Below are 15,031 nucleotides of genomic sequence, written 5' to 3' on the forward strand. Positions count from 1 at the left end.
GTGGTCAGGCGTGCTTCTTGGCCGTCGACCAGGTGTGCTGGATGGCCAGGTCCGCCTTGACCTCTGTCAGTTGGGTGGCTACCGCGCTCGGGGCTGTGCCGCCTCGGCCGTTGCGGGAGGCGAGGGCGCCGGGGACGTTGAGGACCGTGCGGACCTCGGGGGTGAGGTGGGCGCTGATCTTCGCGAACTGCTCGTCGGTCAGCTCGTCCAGTTCCTTGCCCTCGGCCTCGGCCGCCTTGACGCACTCGCCGGCCACCTCGTGCGCGACACGGAACGGCACGCCCTGCTTGACCAGCCACTCCGCGATGTCGGTGGCGAGCGAGAACCCGGCCGGGGCCAGCTCCTCCATGCGCTCGCGGTTGACGGTGAGGGTGGCCATCATGCCGGTGAACGCGGGGAGCAGGACCTCCAGCTGGTCGCAGGAGTCGAAGACCGGCTCCTTGTCCTCCTGGAGGTCACGGTTGTAGGCGAGCGGGAGGGCCTTGAGGGTGGCCATCAGACCGGTCAGGTTGCCGATCAGGCGGCCGGACTTGCCGCGTGCCAGCTCGGCGATGTCGGGGTTCTTCTTCTGCGGCATGATCGACGAACCCGTGGAGAACGCGTCGTGCAGCGTCACGAAGGAGAACTCCTTCGTGTTCCAGATGATGATCTCCTCGGCGATCCGGGAGAGGTTCACCCCGATCATCGCGGTGATGAAGGCGAACTCCGCGACGAAGTCACGGGAGGCCGTGCCGTCGATGGAGTTGCCGACGCTGCCGTGCTCGAAGCCGAGGTCGGCGGCGACCGCCTCCGGGTCGAGGCCCAGGGAGGAACCCGCGAGGGCGCCCGAGCCGTACGGGGACACGGCGGTCCGCTCGTCCCACTGCCGCAGCCGCTCGGCGTCCCGGGACAGCGACTGGACGTGCGCGAGGACATGGTGGGCGAAGAGCACCGGCTGCGCGTGCTGGAGGTGGGTGCGGCCGGGCATGGCCACGTCCGGGTGGGCCTCGGCGAGGCCGATCAGCGCGTCCTGGAGGTCGGCGATCAGGGCGCCGATGATCCGGGCGTGGTCGCGCAGGTACATCCGGAAGAGGGTGGCGACCTGGTCGTTGCGGGAGCGGCCCGCGCGGAGCTTGCCGCCGAGGTCGGGGCCGAGCCGCTCCAGCAGGCCGCGCTCCAGCGCCGTGTGCACGTCCTCGTCGGCGATGGTGCCGACGAACGAGCCGTCCGCCACGTCCGCTTCCAGCTGGTCGAGCCCGGCGATCATCCGGGTCAGCTCGTCCTCGGTGAGCAGCCCCGCCTTGTGCAGCACGCGCGCGTGGGCGCGGGAACCGGCGATGTCGTAGGGGGCGAGCCGCCAGTCGAAGTGGACCGACGCGGACAGCTTGGCCAGGGCCTCGGCGGGCCCGTCGGCGAACCGGCCGCCCCAGAGCCGAACGTCTCCGCTGTTGCTGCTCACTTGCGTTGCTCCCTTGCACCGATGCACTGACCCACTGCTCTGCATGAGTATGCAGAAGTCTGCATGATTCGTCAATCGAGCCGACTTCCGCCCCCGGCCCTCGCCCCGGCCCATCGAGCCGAGACCCACCGGGCCGTCCGGCCCACCTGTCCAACGATCGCGGGTCACGAGCCGGGGCGGAACGGGGCCCGGAAGAAAGCCGAGCGGGTCCGGAAGAAAGTTGTGCGGGGTGTTTGAACAAACGAAACCGCTTGCTCGTACTCACCCCCGACGCCGGCGCCGCGTCCGTCACACCGCACTCCCCCACTCCCCCCACTCCTGACACCCGACCCCTGACCCAAGTGAGGCATCGCCATGTCCAGGGCCCTTCCGAAGTACAACAAGCGTCGCGTCGCCGTCATCGGCGGTGCCGCCGCCGTGGTGCTGTCCGGAGCCGTGATCGCCGGTTCCGCGCTGGCCGGGGAGAGCTCCAAGAGCGACAGCACCGCGAACGCCCGTACCCTCGCCGCCTCCCCCGGCACGATCTCCTGCCCGGACGTGGCCTCGCAGCTCCCGGCGATCCCCGCCTCCGCGCAGGCCGAGATCGACCGGAACCTCACCCTCCTCCAGACCCAGATCGACGAAGCCAACAAACGCCTCGTCGACACCGTCGGACAGGGCGGCCCCAACTTCGTCAACAACGCCATCCTCGGCCCCCTCAAGGACAAGCGCGTCGCCACCATCAACCGCATGGCCACCGCCATCGGCCGAACGGCGACCAAGCCGACCGGCCTCGACGCCCTCGCCCCCTGCACCCTGAACGCCGGGGGCGCTGCGGACACCGGTGCGGACACGGGAGCGGGCGCGGGTGACACCGGGGCCGAGGCCAGCCCGAGCCCGTCGGCGCCGGACGCGGGCGGGGCGGACACCGGCGCGGGCACGGGCGCGGACACCGGCGCGGGCACGGGTGACACCGGGGCCGGGAACAACGCGGCCGCCGGCACGATCTCCTGCCCGGACGTGGCCTCGCAGCTCCCGGCGATCCCCGCCTCCGCGCAGGCCGAGATCGACCGGAACCTCACCCTCCTCCAGACCCAGATCGACGAAGCCAACAAACGCCTCGTCGACACCGTCGGACAGGGTGGCCCCAACTTCGTCAACAACGCCATCCTCGGCCCCCTCAAGGACAAGCGCGTCGCCACCATCAACCGCATGGCCACCGCCATCGGCCGCACCGCCGAGAAGCCGACCGGCCTCGACGCCCTCGCCCCGTGTGCCCTCAACCAGTGAGGTGACCGGCGTGGTGTCCGCCCCGGTGCGCGTCGGCCGGGGCGGGCCCCTTCTCCGCCGGCCCACCCGGGCTGCCGCCGGCCCCGGCTGCGTCTAGCGTCGGGGGCATGCGTCCCGTCGTCGCCACCGTCCTCGCCGCCGCGTCCCTGTTCACGCTGGGGTCGGCGCCGACCCCCGAGTTGCCCGCGCGGATGGCGGACACCGGGGGCGGCAGCCAGTTGATCACCGCCGTGGCCGCCGACACCCACGCCACCACCGGCACGGTCACCTGGTGGGACCTGCGCGACGGACAGTGGCGGGAGACGGGCTCGGCACCGGCCCGCTTCGGCTCCCACGGGCTCGTCGAGGGCACCGCACGTGAGCAGGGCACCAGCACCACACCCACCGGCCTGTTCGGGCTGCCGTTCGCCTTCGGTACCGAGGCCGCGCCGCCGGGGACCCGGCACGACTACCGTGCCGTGACGCCGACTTCATGGTGGTGCGAGGACAACTCCTCGCGTTCCTACAACCGTTGGACCGATCCGCGCCCCGCCGACTGCCGGGCCGCCGAGTCCGAGCGGCTCGCCGACTTCCCGGCCCAGTACGCCCACGCGCTCGTCGTCGACTTCAACTACGCGCGTCCGGTGCGTGGTCGGGGCGCCGGGATCTTCCTGCATGTCAACGGCCGTGGCGCGACCGCCGGTTGTGTGTCGGTGCCGGTGGAGGCGATGCGGGAGATCCTGCGCTGGGCCGACCCCGCGCGGTCCCCGCACCTCGCGATCGGCACCACCGGCGGGCCCACCGCGATCACCCGGTACTGACCCCGTGGCGGGCCGAACTCCCGCCCGGTCAGGGGTGGTTCACAGGTCTTCACAGACTCGGTGAATGGCTGAACACGACCGTACTCCGGCACGTATTCGAGGGCCAAGGGACACGCCATCCCCGTTGTGCCCGTTTCCGGAGGAACCGTGACCACCACGCTCGCAGGCGGCCGGGCCGCCCGCCGCCAGACGATGCGCCGCATCCGCCCGCGTCGCTCCCCCGCGACCGTCCTGCTGCTCTTCGTGTGGGCGGGCGCGGCCGGGGTGCTGTGGCTGTGGTGGCACAACACCCCGGCCATCGCCGACACCAACGGCAAGATCCTCAACGCGGGCCGGATCACCGGTCTGTTGGCCGGGTATCTGATGGCGCTGGTCGTGCTCCAGATGGCCCGGGTGCCCGCGCTGGAGCGCCGGGTGGGTTCCGACCGGGTGGCGCGGTGGCACGCGATGTCGGGGCGGTACACGATCTGTCTGGTCGTCGCGCATGTGGGGCTCACCATGTGGGGCATGGCGTTGCAGTCGGGCCGCACGGCCGCCGACCTGGTCCAGCAGACCATCGACGCCGCCAACCAGCTGCCGGACGTCGGCATCGCGGTGATCGGCACCGGTCTGCTGTTCCTCATCGGGCTGCTCTCGGTCGGCTTCGTCCGCCGGCTCCTCCCGTACGACGCCTGGTACCACGTCCATCTCCTCACCTACGCGGCCGTGTTCCTGACGTTCTGGCACCAGATCAGCACCGGCAACGACTTCGCCGTCGAGCCGCTCGCGAAGACGTTCTGGTACGCGCTGTACGGCGTGGTGACCGCGTTGGTCCTGTGGTACCGGATTCTCACGCCGATCCGGCTGAACCTGCGTCACCGGATGCGGGTCGAGGCGGTGATCGAGGAGACGCCGGGCATCGTGTCGGTGCTGATCGGCGGGCGCAAGCTGCACCGGATGGGCGCGCAGGCGGGGCAGTTCTTCCGCTGGCGGTTCCTGGCACCCGGCATGCGGTTCAGCTCGCACCCGTACTCGCTGTCGGCGGCGCCCCGGCCCGGCATGCTGCGGATCACCGTGAAGGCGATCGGCGACCACAGCGCCCGGCTGCGTGAGCTGACGCCCGGCACCCGGGTGTGGGCCGAGGGTCCGTACGGCGCGATGACCGCCCAACGGCGCAGTCGGGGCAAGGTGTTGCTGGTCGCGGGCGGTGTCGGGATCACGCCGATGCGGGCGTTGTTCGAGACGCTGCCCGGCGCGGCGGGCGACATCACGCTCCTCTACCGGGCCAACACCACGCAGGACCTGGCCCTGTGGGACGAGTTGGCGACGATCGCCGAGGACCGCGGCGCCCGGCTGATGTACGCCGTGAACAGCCCGGACGGGGAACGCCCCGACATCTCGGCGGACCGGCTGCGGCAGAAGTTGCCCGACATCGAGCAGCACGACGTGTTCATGTGCGGGCCCGCCGGGTTCGCGCAGTCCGTCTATGAAGCACTGCGCGGCGCGGGAGTGCCCGCCCGCCGCATCCATCACGAGTCGTTCGAGATGTGAGCGACGGGATTCCAGGAGCTCGAAACCGATGAGGAAGAGTCACCCCATCCGCCGTGTCGTGCTGGCCACCGCGGCCACCGTCTCCGGCGTCGTCCTGCTGCTGTCGCTGAAACCGGCGTCCGATCCGGGCGGCGCGTCGGCGGCGGGCGCGGCCCAACAGGGCGCCGCCGCGCAGGAGTCGCCGCAGGGCGGTGCCGCCGCGGCCGGCGACAGCACGGTCACCGGCGAGGTCGCGCAGACCCAGTACGGCCCGGTCCAGGTCAGGCTGACCGTGACCGGCGGAAAGATCACCAAGGCGGAGGCGGTGCAGGCCCCCACGGGTGGCACCAGCACCGAGAAGACGGCCCTCGCCGTCCCCAAGCTCAACCAAGAGGCCGTCGCCCAGGGCACCGCCGACATCGACACCGTCACCGGCGCCACCTACACCAGCACCGGCTACCAGCAGTCCCTCCAGTCCGCCCTGGACAAGATGAAGACCGCCGGTGCCGCCGAGGGTTCCGGCGCCGCGCAGGCCAGGACGGTGACCGGCGCCGTCGCCCAGACCCAGTACGGCCCGGTCCAGGTCCGCATCACGCTGACCGGCGGAAAGCTCACCAAGGCCGAGGCGGTCCAGGCCCCCACGGGCGGCACCAGCACCGAGAAAACGGCCCTCGCCGTCCCCAAGCTCAACCAGGAAGCCGTCGCCCAGGGCACCGCCGACATCGACACCGTCACCGGCGCCACCTACACCAGCACCGGCTACCAGCAGTCCCTCCAGTCCGCCCTGGACCAGGCCGGTGGCTGAGGTACGCCATGCCGAGGAGGTCATGGGGACGGTGTTCTCCTTCGACGTCCGTGGCGGAGAACCCGCCGCCGTGCGCGCGGCGCTGACGGAGGCGGTCGCGGGACTGCACCGGGTGGACGAGGTGTTCAGCACCTATCGGCACGGCAGCCAGATATCGCGGCTGGCGCGCGGCGAGTTGACCGTCCCGGAGTGCGATCCCGAGGTCGCCGAGGTGCTGGAGCTGGGCGCGGAGGCCGAGCGGGTCAGCGACGGCTGGTTCAGCACGTCCTACCGGGGCCGGCTCGATCCGACCGGCATCGTCAAGGGCTGGGCGGCCGAACGGGCGGCCCGGCTGCTGTCGGCGGCGGGGGCGACCGGCGTGAGCGTCAACGGCGGCGGCGATGTGCAGTTGCTCGGCGTGCCGGGCACCCGGCGCCCGTGGCGGGTCGGCGTCTCGGACCCGCTGCGCCCCGGCGGCCTGGCGGCGGTGATCTCGGCGGCCGGCGCGGACGAGCTGGCGGTGGCGACCTCCGGCACGGCGGAACGCGGCGCCCACATCGTCGACCCCGGCACCGGCCGCTCCGCGATCACCGACCTGGTCGCGGTGACGGTGGTCGCCCCCAGTCTGACCTGGGCGGACACCTGGGCGACAGCCGCCTTCGCGATGGGCTCCCGCCACGCCCTGACCTGGCTGGAGTCCCTCCCCGACACAGAAGCCCTCCTCATCACAGCAGGCGACGAGGTCAGATGCACGGAGGGCCTGCCCAAAAAACTAGGCTGAGGGTTCCCGGCCGGGGTGCCCGTTCTGCGCGAGCCGCAACATGTGCTCGGCCAACGCCTGCCCCCCCGCCGCCTCCCGGCTGATCAGCATCAACGTGTCATCCCCGGCGATCGTGCCGAGAATGTCATGCAACTCGGCCTGATCGATCGCCGAGGCGAGAAACTGCGCGGCCCCCGGCGGCGTCCGCAACACCACCAGGTTCGCGGACGCCTCCGCGGAGATCAACAGCTCCTGCGACAGCCGCCGCATCCGCTCCTCCTTCGCCGACCCGCCCAGCGGCACCCGGGGCGTGCGGAACCCGCCCTCGCTGGGCACGGCGTAGATGAGGTCACCGTCGGTGTTGCGGATCTTCACCGCGTTCAACTCGTCCAGGTCGCGGGAGAGCGTCGCCTGCGTGACACTCAGCCCGTCATCGGACAGCAGCTTCGCCAACTGGCTCTGCGACCGCACCGGTTGACGGTTGAGGATGTCCACGATCCGCCGGTGGCGGGCCGTACGGGTCTGCGGCACGGCAGGCCCCGCGTGCTGGCCGTCGTCGTCCTGCGGCTGGCTCATCGTCGTCCCATTCTCCCGCTCATGCGGCGGCGCCCGCCGCGTCGAGGATGCCGGGCAGGGCCCGGAGGAACGCGTCGACCGCGTCGTCGTCGAGGTTCAGCGGGGGCATCAGCCGGACGACGTCGGGGGCGGGGGCGTTCACCAGGAAACCGGCCTCCTGAGCCGCCTGTTGCACCTGGGGTGCGTGCGGCTCGGTGAGCACGATACCCAGCAGGAGGCCCGCACCCCGGACATGCGCGATCTTCGGGTGGCCGAGGCCTTCGATTCCGTCCCGCAACGTCCCGCTCTGCCGCTTCACGTTGGCGAGGAGACCGTCGTTCTCGATGGTGTCGACAACGGCGATCCCGGCGGCGCACGCGATCGGGTTGCCGCCGAAGGTGGTGCCGTGCTGGCCGGGCTGGAGCAGGTCTGCCGCGCGGCCGAAGGCTACGGTCGCACCGAGCGGGAGCCCGCCGCCGAGGCCCTTGGCGAGGGTGACGACGTCGGGCAGGACGCCCTCGTGGGCCTGGTACTCGAACCAGTGCCCGGTGCGGCCGATGCCGGTCTGCACCTCGTCCAGGACGAGCAGGGTGCCGGTGGCGGCGGTGATCGCGCGGGCCGCCTTGAGGTAGCCGGGCGGCGGGACGACGACGCCGTTCTCGCCCTGGACGGGTTCGATGACGACGAGGGCGGTCTCCTCGGTCACGGCGGCGGCCAGCGCCTGCGCGTCGCCGTAGGGGACGTGGGTGACGTCGCCGGGCAGCGGGAGGAACGGCTGCTGCTTGGCGGGCTGGCCGGTGAGCGCGAGGGCGCCCATGGTGCGGCCGTGGAAGCCGCCGTGGGTGGCGACCATGTGGGTGCGCCCGGTGAGCCGGCCGATCTTGAAGGCGCCCTCGTTGGCCTCGGCGCCGGAGTTGCAGAAGAAGACCTTGCCGTCGCGGCCGAAGAGGCGCAGCAGCCGTTCGGCGAGGGCGACGGGGGGTTCGGCGACGAACAGGTTGGAGACATGGCCGAGTTCGGCGACCTGGCGGCTGACGGCCTCGACGATGGCCGGGTGGGCGTGGCCGAGGGCGTTGACCGCGATGCCGCCGACGAAGTCGAGGTACTCCTTGCCGTCGGCGTCCCACAGCCGGGCGCCCGCGCCGCGCACCAGGGGCAGCCGGGGGGTGCCGTAGTTGTTCATGAGCGCGCCCTGCCACCGCTCGGTCAGTTCCTGGTTGCTCATGACGACTCCCCCTCCGACGCGTCGGGCACGACCATCGTGCCGATTCCCTCATCCGTGAAGATCTCCAGCAGGATCGAGTGCTGGACCCGCCCGTCGATGACGCGGGCGGTGGTGACTCCGTTACGCACGGCGTGCAGGCAGCCCTGCATCTTGGGCACCATGCCGGACGACAACTCCGGGAGCAGGCGCTCCAGTTGGCCGGCGGTGAGGCGGCTGATCACCTCGTCGGAGTGGGGCCAGTCCTCGTAGAGGCCCTCGACGTCGGTGAGGACCATGAGGGTCTCGGCGCCCAGCGCGGCGGCGAGCGCGGCGGCGGCCGTGTCGGCGTTGACGTTGTAGATGTGGCCGTCGTCGGCGCCGCGGGCGATGGAGGAGACCACCGGGATGCGGCCGTCGGCGAGCAGGGCCTCGATGACGCCGGTGTCGATGGCGGTGATCTCGCCGACCCGGCCGATGTCGACCAACTCGCCGTCGATCTCGGGGAGATGCTTGACGGCGGTGATGGTGTTGCCGTCCTCGCCGGTCAACCCGACGGCCAGCGGCCCGTGTTGGTTGAGCAGGCCGACCAGTTCGCGCTGCACCTGTCCGGCGAGGACCATGCGGACGACGTCCATGGCCTCCTCGGTGGTGACGCGCAGGCCGGCCTTGAACTCGCTGACGATGCCGTGCCGGTCGAGGGCGGCGCTGATCTGCGGGCCGCCGCCGTGGACGACGACGGGCTTGAGTCCCGCCTGCCGCAGGAAGACCACGTCCTGGGCGAACGCGGCCTTCAACTCCTCGTCCACCATGGCGTTTCCGCCGAACTTGATGACGACGACGCGGCCGTTGTGCCGGGTCAGCCAGGGCAGCGCCTCGATGAGGATCTCGGCCTTCGGCAGTGCGGTGTGCTTACGAGTGCTCATGACGAGTAGGCGCTGTTCTCGTGGACGTAGTCGGCGGTGAGGTCGTTGGTCCAGATGGTGGCGGTCTCGGTGCCGGCGGCGAGGTCGGCGACGATGTGCACCTCGCGGTAGCGCATGTCGACGTTCTCGCGGTCCTCGCCGACGCCGCCGTTCTTGCACACCCAGACGCCGTTGATCGCGACGTTCAACTGGTCGGGCTCGAAGGCGGCTTGTGTGGTGCCGATGGCGGACAGGACGCGGCCCCAGTTGGGGTCCTCGCCGTGGATGGCGCACTTGAGGAGGTTGTTGCGGGCGATGGAGCGGCCCACCTCGACGGCGTCGTCCTCGGTCGCGGCGTTCACGACCTCGATCTTGATGTCCTTGCTGGCGCCCTCGGCGTCCCGGATGAGCTGCTGCCCGAGGTCGTCGCAGACGGCGCGCACGGCCTCGGCGAACTCGGCCTGGTCCGGGGTGACCTGGGAGGCGCCGGAGGCGAGCAGCAGCACGGTGTCGTTGGTGGACATGCAGCCGTCGGAGTCGACGCGGTCGAAGGTGGTGCGGGTGGCGGCCCGAAGTACCGTGTCCAGTACGTCACTCGGCACGTCGGCGTCGGTGGTGAGGACGACGAGCATGGTGGCGAGGCCGGGGGCGAGCATGCCTGCGCCCTTGGCCATCCCGCCGACGGTCCAGCCGGCCTTGGTGGTCACCACGGCGGTCTTGTGGACGGAGTCGGTGGTCTTGATGGCGATGGCGGCCTTCTCGCCGCCGTGCGGAGAGAGCTGGGCGACCGCCTTGTCGACGCCCCCCCGCACCTTGTCCATCGGCAGGAGCAGGCCGATGAGGCCGGTGGAGCAGACGGCGATCAGGCCCGGGGCGTGGCCGCCCGTGTCGTCGAGCCCCGCGCTGTTGAGGGAGTCGGCCACCTTCTCGGCGGTGGCGTGGGTGTCCTGGAAGCCCTTCGGCCCCGTACAGGCGTTGGCGCCACCGGAGTTGAGGACGACGGCGGTCACCTTGCCGCTCTTCAGGACCTGCTGCGACCAGAGCACCGGCGCGGCTTTGACGCGGTTGGAGGTGAAGACGCCCGCGGCGGCGAGGCGGGGCCCGTTGTTGACCACGAGGGCCAGGTCCGGGTTGCCGTTCTCCTTGATCCCGGCGGCGATGCCCGCGGCCGTGAATCCCTGTGCTGCCGTCACACTCACGGCGCGACTCCGATCGTCGTCAGCCCGGTGGACTCGTCGAGCCCGAGGGCGAGGTTCATGCTCTGGACGGCACCGCCCGCGGTGCCCTTGGTCAGGTTGTCGATGGCGCTGATCGCGATGATCCGGCCCGCGGCCTCGTCCAGGACGACCTGCACCTGAACGGCGTTGGAACCGTAGACGGACGCCGTCGCGGGCCACTGCCCCTCGGGCAGCAGGTGCACGAACGGCTCGTCGGCGTAGGCCTTCTCGTAGGCGGCGCGCACGGACTCGCCGGTGACGCCGGGGCGGGCCTTGGCGGTGCAGGTGGCGAGGATGCCGCGGGGCATCGGCGCGAGCGTCGGTGTGAAGGAGACGGAGACGGGCTCGCCCGCGACGCCGCCGAGGTTCTGGATCATCTCGGGGGTGTGCCGGTGGCCGCCGCCGACGCCGTAGGGGGACATGGAGCCCATGACCTCGCTGCCGAGCAGGTGCGGCTTGGCGGCCTTGCCCGCGCCCGAGGTGCCGGACGCGGCGACGATCACGGCCTCGGCCTCGGCGAGCCCGGCGGCGTAGGCCGGGAACAGCGCGAGGGTGGTGGCGGTGGGGTAGCAACCGGGCACCGCGATGCGCTTGGACCCCTCCAACGCGGCGCGGGCGCCCGGCAGTTCGGGCAGGCCGTAGGGCCAGGTGCCGGCGTGCGGGGAGCCGTAGAAACGCTCCCAGTCGGCCGCGTCCTTGAGCCGGAAGTCGGCGCCCATGTCGACGACGAGGACGTCCGGGCCGAGCTGTTCGGCGACGGCGGCGGACTGGCCGTGCGGCAGGGCGAGGAAGACGACGTCGTGTCCGGCGAGAACCTCGGCGCTGGTCTCGGCCAGCACCCGGTCGGCCAGCGGCAGCAGCTGCGGCTGGAGCCCGCCGAGCCGCTGGCCCGCGTTGGAGTGCCCGGTCAGGGCGCCGATCTCGACCTCGGGGTGCGCGAGAAGCAGCCGCAGGAGTTCCCCTCCCGCATACCCACTAGCCCCGGCCACCGCCGCACGTACCACCATGTCATCCTCCTCCTGGACGGCATGACTATACGTTTCGCTGCACGTTTATGCAATCGCGGGGATTCCCCGGGTGCTCCACACGGCGCCGTTGCCGCCCTGGCCCGGGGTGAGCCTCGACGCGTTCGCGGCGCAGCTCGACGACGCCTGCGCGTGGCGCGTCGCGGACGGCCTCCTCCCCGTCGGCGTGGTCACGCGCAACCGGCGCCCGGGATCGCCGTGCTCCGGTCGGCGTGCCGAGATGGGCGTGGCGAGGTCGGCCCATAGGGATTGGCTATGGGGGCTGCTCGGTTTTCGTCTTTGCTTGGCTTTCTTTTTCGGACGTACCGTGAAAACAGCTCGACGAGGTGGTCATCGGGATTTCCCGGGATTCCCTTTTCCGTCGGGTGGACGTATACGTGAGCGAGAGGGTGAGCGGCATGAGCGCACTGGAGAACGGGTCGGGAATGCGGGAGTTCGAGGGAAAGCGGGCTCTGGTCACGGGTGGCTCCCGGGGGATCGGGGCGGGCATCGTGCGGGCGCTGCTCGACGCGGGCGCCGAGGTCCTCACGACGGCCAGGTCGGCGTCCGCCACCGTGCCGGACGGGGCCTCCTTCGTGACGGCCGACGTGCGGACACCGGCCGGGGCCCGGGGCATCGCGGAGGCGGTGCGGGAGACGCTCGGCGGGCTCGACGTCATCGTCCACAACGCGGGCGCGGCCCGGCCGCACGCGAGCATCGCGGCCATCCCCGACGAGGAGTGGCAGGACGCCCTGGACATCAACTTCCTGGCCGCCGTGCGCCTGGACGCCCTGCTGGCACCGGCGATGCGGGAGCAGCGTTCCGGCGCGATCGTGCACATCTCCTCGGCCGCCGTGCCCGCCGTGGCACCGCAGTTCCTGCACTACACGGCGGCCAAGGCGGCGCTGGAGAACTACAGCCGGGGTCTGGCCGCGGAGCTGGCCCCGGCCGGCGTCCGGGTCAACACGGTGACCCCGGGCCGCGTCGTCACCCCCGGCGGCGAGGCCGTGCGCGAGCAGTGGGCGCAGCTGGACCCGACACAGGTCCAGAGCGGCAGCCCGGTGCCGTTGGGGCGTGAGGGACAGCCCGCCGATATCGCCGACGCGGTGCTTTTCCTGCTGTCGGACCGCGCGAGCTGGCTCACCGGAAGCAATCTCGTCGTGGACGGCGGTGAATTCCCCAGGGGGTGAGGGCGGAATTCGGCGGCGCACCCCTTGGCCCCCTCAAGACACCGGCCCTCAAGGTACCGGCGTGAATGCCTCCGCTGTCGACCAGGCCTCCTGACCCAGCAGGTCGAGCAGGGCCGTCTCCGCGGGGCCCGGGTCCTGGCGGAGCACGGCGATGACGGGCTGGGAGACGGCCGGGAACACCGGGCGGGCGAGGTGTTCGTGGCCGGGGGGCACCGCGGAGCGCGGCACGAGCGTCGCCCCGAGCCCCTGGGCGGCCCAGCGCACGGCCGTCGCCGTCTGGGTCACGCGGGCGACCGTGGCCGGGGTCAGGTCGTGGTCCCGCACCACGCTCAGCAGCACGCTGTCGAGGGCGCTGTCCCGGTCGAACCGCACCCACGGCTCCCCGTCCAGTTCACGCAACTCGACGCGTTCAGCGGCGAGTTGCGGGTGTCCGGCACCGAGCACCACGACGAACTCCTCGTCGCCGAGGTGGTGGGCGTGGGCGGGGGTCCGTTCGCAGGCGGCCATCAGGGCGAGGTCCATCACGCCCCGGCGGCACAGCCGTTCCAGCTCGGCGCCGCTCGGTTCCTCGAAGACGGTGACCTCAAGGCGTGGGAAGCGGCGGCGCAACGCGCCCAGGGCGTCCGGCAGTTGGCGGGTCCCGAAGCCCATCTGGACGGCGACGGTCAGCTCGCCCACCAGGTCACCGGCGCCGGCCCGGGCCGTCGCCCGCGCCCGCCGTGAGGCGTTCACCGCGACCTCCGCCTCCCGCAGGAAGGCGCGGCCGACGGTGGTGGGCACCAGACCGGTCGGGGTGCGGGCGAAGAGCTTCACGCCGAGTTCCCGTTCCAGCCCGCGGATCTGCTGGGACATCGAGGGCTGGGCGACGCGCAGTCGCTCCGCCGCCGCCGTGACCGAGCCCTCCTCCGCGACGGCCAGGGCGTATTCGTACTGGCGCAGGCTCATCGCGTCCCGTCCTCTCCCTGCGGTGGACCGAGGTCCACTCCGCTGTCGTCGTCGCGGACAACGCGTCGGACGGCGCGATTACTCCCGGTGCGGCCGCCGGACCCGGCTCAGGCGGTCTTCGGGAGCATGATCCGGCGGGAGATCAGGAAGGTCGCCGGGATCGCCGCCAGCGACGCGAGGAGCGGGGCGTAGCGGCTGTCGGTGTGCAGAAGGTCGACAAGGACGTAGACGCCGGCCGTGGTGATCAGGAAGTTCGCCGCGTTGGAGAGCGGGAAGAGCAGGAATTTCCGCCAGGTGGGCCGGGTGCGGTAGGTGAATCGCGCGTTCAGGAAGAACGAGATCGTCATGCTGATGAACGTCGCGAGGACATGGGCGACGAGATACGGGAATCGGGTGAGGAACACCAGATAAGGGCCGTAGTAGGTCGCGGTGTTCAGTACGCCGATGAGGGCGAACGTGAGCATTTGGCGGGACATCAGGGAATGAGGTTCTTCGTGCGGTCGACATTGCTGGCCTTCACCAGGAAGTGCGGGCGGCGTTTCACCTCGTAGTAGATGCGTCCGGTGTATTCGCCGATCACCCCGAGCATGACCATCTGCACGCCGGCGAGTGCGGTGACGACGGTGATGATCGTGACGTAGCCGGGCGTCTGGACGCCGTTGACGAGCGCGGCGGCCACGATCCAGCCGGTGTAGAGGCCCGCGACGAGCAGCAGGCCCATGCCGAGGTAGAGGGCGGCGCGCAGCGGGCGGTTGTTGAAGGAGAGGAGGCCGTCGAGGCCGTAGTTGAGCAGGCCGCGCAGGCTCCAGGAGGTGCGGCCCGCCTCGCGGGCGGCGTTCTCGTAGCTGAAGGTGGTGGCGGGGTAGCCGACCCAGGCGAACAGGCCCTTGGAGAAGCGGTTGTACTCGGTGAGGTCCAGGACCGCGTCGACGACCCGGCGGGACATCATCCGGAAGTCGCCCACGCCGTCGACGAGTTCGACGTCGACCACGCGGTTGACCAGCCGGTAGTAGAGGCGGGCCAGCAGGGTGCGGGTCCGGCCGTCGCCGGTCCTGGTGCGGCGGGCGATGACCTGGTCGAAGCCCTTCTCACGGAGTTCGGCCATGGGCCTGATGAGATCCGGCGGGTGCTGGAGGTCGGCGTCCATGACGACGACGGAGTCCCCTGACGCGTGCCGCAGGCCCGCCAACAGGGCTGCTTCCTTGCCGAAGTTGCGGCTGAAGGAGACATAGCGCACGCGCGCGTCGAGGGCGGCGAGCCGTTCCAGGACGGTGAGGGTGCGGTCGCGGCTGCCGTCGTCGACGTACACGAACTCCATGTCGTGGCCGAGCGGGAGGAGTTCCTCCGCGACGTTCTGGAGCCGCTCGTGGAAGCGGTCGAGGACTTCTTCCTCGTTGAAGCAGGGCGCGACGATCGAGATGAGCATGGGGTTCCCCCTGGTGCGGGTGCGCGGG

The 15,031-nt window shown here is 71.4% G+C and carries 15 protein-coding genes; 6 read left to right on the forward strand and 9 right to left on the reverse strand.

Translation table 11 applies throughout. The features are described 5' to 3' along the window. Positions 1–4 precede the first annotated feature (4 nt). Positions 5–1,438 carry an argininosuccinate lyase gene (gene argH / locus ACIQOU_RS23445; protein WP_401538751.1) on the reverse strand — a complete coding sequence of 478 codons (1,434 nt, stop codon included), beginning with the start codon at positions 1,436–1,438 and terminating at the stop codon, positions 5–7. A 354-nt stretch (positions 1,439–1,792) separates the two neighbouring features. On the opposite strand from argH, the gene ACIQOU_RS23450 reads away from it, so the two are divergent. The 5 genes from ACIQOU_RS23450 to ACIQOU_RS23470 all read left to right on the forward strand — a co-directional run bounded on the left by ACIQOU_RS23450 (position 1,793) and on the right by ACIQOU_RS23470 (position 6,581). After that, on the forward strand, positions 1,793–2,707 hold the full coding sequence (locus ACIQOU_RS23450; protein WP_401538752.1) for a hypothetical protein: 915 nt from the start codon (positions 1,793–1,795) through the stop codon (positions 2,705–2,707). A gap of 107 nt (positions 2,708–2,814) precedes the next feature. Beyond that, a complete protein-coding gene (locus ACIQOU_RS23455) occupies positions 2,815–3,507 on the forward strand; it encodes a L,D-transpeptidase (RefSeq protein ID WP_401538753.1) in 693 nt (230 codons plus the stop codon). Positions 3,508–3,654: 147 nt separating this feature from the next. Next, positions 3,655–5,037, forward strand: coding sequence for a ferric reductase-like transmembrane domain-containing protein (locus tag ACIQOU_RS23460; protein ID WP_401538754.1), 1,383 nt, complete (start codon positions 3,655–3,657; stop codon positions 5,035–5,037). 28 nt (positions 5,038–5,065) lie between these two features. Beyond that, the gene (locus ACIQOU_RS23465; RefSeq protein ID WP_401538755.1) at positions 5,066–5,821 is read left to right on the forward strand and encodes an FMN-binding protein; all 756 of its coding nucleotides are present in this window, start codon (positions 5,066–5,068) and stop codon (positions 5,819–5,821) included. Between the two features lie 22 nt (positions 5,822–5,843). After that, the gene (locus ACIQOU_RS23470; RefSeq protein ID WP_401539017.1) at positions 5,844–6,581 is read left to right on the forward strand and encodes an FAD:protein FMN transferase; all 738 of its coding nucleotides are present in this window, start codon (positions 5,844–5,846) and stop codon (positions 6,579–6,581) included. On the opposite strand, the gene ACIQOU_RS23475 is transcribed toward ACIQOU_RS23470, so the two are convergent. From ACIQOU_RS23475 to argC, 5 genes are read right to left on the reverse strand one after another with little or no spacing between them, the layout of a single operon-like run. Continuing rightward, positions 6,573–7,136, reverse strand: coding sequence for an arginine repressor (locus tag ACIQOU_RS23475; RefSeq protein ID WP_401538756.1), 564 nt, complete (start codon positions 7,134–7,136; stop codon positions 6,573–6,575). The two genes, ACIQOU_RS23470 and ACIQOU_RS23475, sit on opposite strands and share 9 nt — an antisense overlap. A 19-nt stretch (positions 7,137–7,155) precedes the next feature. Continuing rightward, a complete protein-coding gene (locus tag ACIQOU_RS23480; RefSeq protein WP_401538757.1) occupies positions 7,156–8,340 on the reverse strand; it encodes an acetylornithine transaminase in 1,185 nt (394 codons plus the stop codon). Beyond that, positions 8,337–9,242, reverse strand: coding sequence for an acetylglutamate kinase (argB, locus tag ACIQOU_RS23485; protein WP_401538758.1), 906 nt, complete (start codon positions 9,240–9,242; stop codon positions 8,337–8,339). The genes ACIQOU_RS23480 and argB overlap by 4 nt, the downstream gene beginning before the upstream one ends. Then, positions 9,239–10,420, reverse strand: coding sequence for a bifunctional glutamate N-acetyltransferase/amino-acid acetyltransferase ArgJ (argJ, locus tag ACIQOU_RS23490; protein ID WP_401538759.1), 1,182 nt, complete (start codon positions 10,418–10,420; stop codon positions 9,239–9,241). Before argJ ends, argB begins: the two co-directional genes overlap by 4 nt. After that, complete coding sequence (argC, locus tag ACIQOU_RS23495; protein WP_401538760.1) at positions 10,417–11,445, reverse strand: N-acetyl-gamma-glutamyl-phosphate reductase; 1,029 nt, start codon at positions 11,443–11,445, stop codon at positions 10,417–10,419. Before argC ends, argJ begins: the two co-directional genes overlap by 4 nt. A 416-nt stretch (positions 11,446–11,861) precedes the next feature. Here argC and ACIQOU_RS23500 point away from each other — a divergent pair, with 416 nt between their 5' ends. Continuing rightward, positions 11,862–12,632 (forward strand): SDR family oxidoreductase, encoded by a 771-nt coding sequence (locus tag ACIQOU_RS23500; RefSeq protein ID WP_401538761.1) that lies wholly within the window; start codon positions 11,862–11,864, stop codon positions 12,630–12,632. 48 nt (positions 12,633–12,680) lie between these two features. Here the strand turns inward: ACIQOU_RS23500 and ACIQOU_RS23505 are convergent, their stop codons facing one another. The 3 genes from ACIQOU_RS23505 to ACIQOU_RS23515 form a co-directional block, all read right to left on the reverse strand. Continuing rightward, positions 12,681–13,577, reverse strand: coding sequence for a LysR family transcriptional regulator (locus tag ACIQOU_RS23505; protein ID WP_401538762.1), 897 nt, complete (start codon positions 13,575–13,577; stop codon positions 12,681–12,683). 107 nt (positions 13,578–13,684) lie between these two features. Next, positions 13,685–14,053: a GtrA family protein gene (locus ACIQOU_RS23510; protein WP_401538763.1), complete on the reverse strand. Its 369-nt coding sequence runs from the start codon at positions 14,051–14,053 to the stop codon at positions 13,685–13,687. Beyond that, a complete protein-coding gene (locus ACIQOU_RS23515) occupies positions 14,053–15,003 on the reverse strand; it encodes a glycosyltransferase family 2 protein (RefSeq protein ID WP_401538764.1) in 951 nt (316 codons plus the stop codon). The genes ACIQOU_RS23510 and ACIQOU_RS23515 overlap by 1 nt, the downstream gene beginning before the upstream one ends. Positions 15,004–15,031 lie beyond the last annotated feature (28 nt).

Origin of the sequence: Streptomyces sp. NPDC091279 (assembly GCF_044757465.1) — a bacterium.
In the GTDB taxonomy this organism is placed as follows: Bacteria; Actinomycetota; Actinomycetes; order Streptomycetales; family Streptomycetaceae; genus Streptomyces.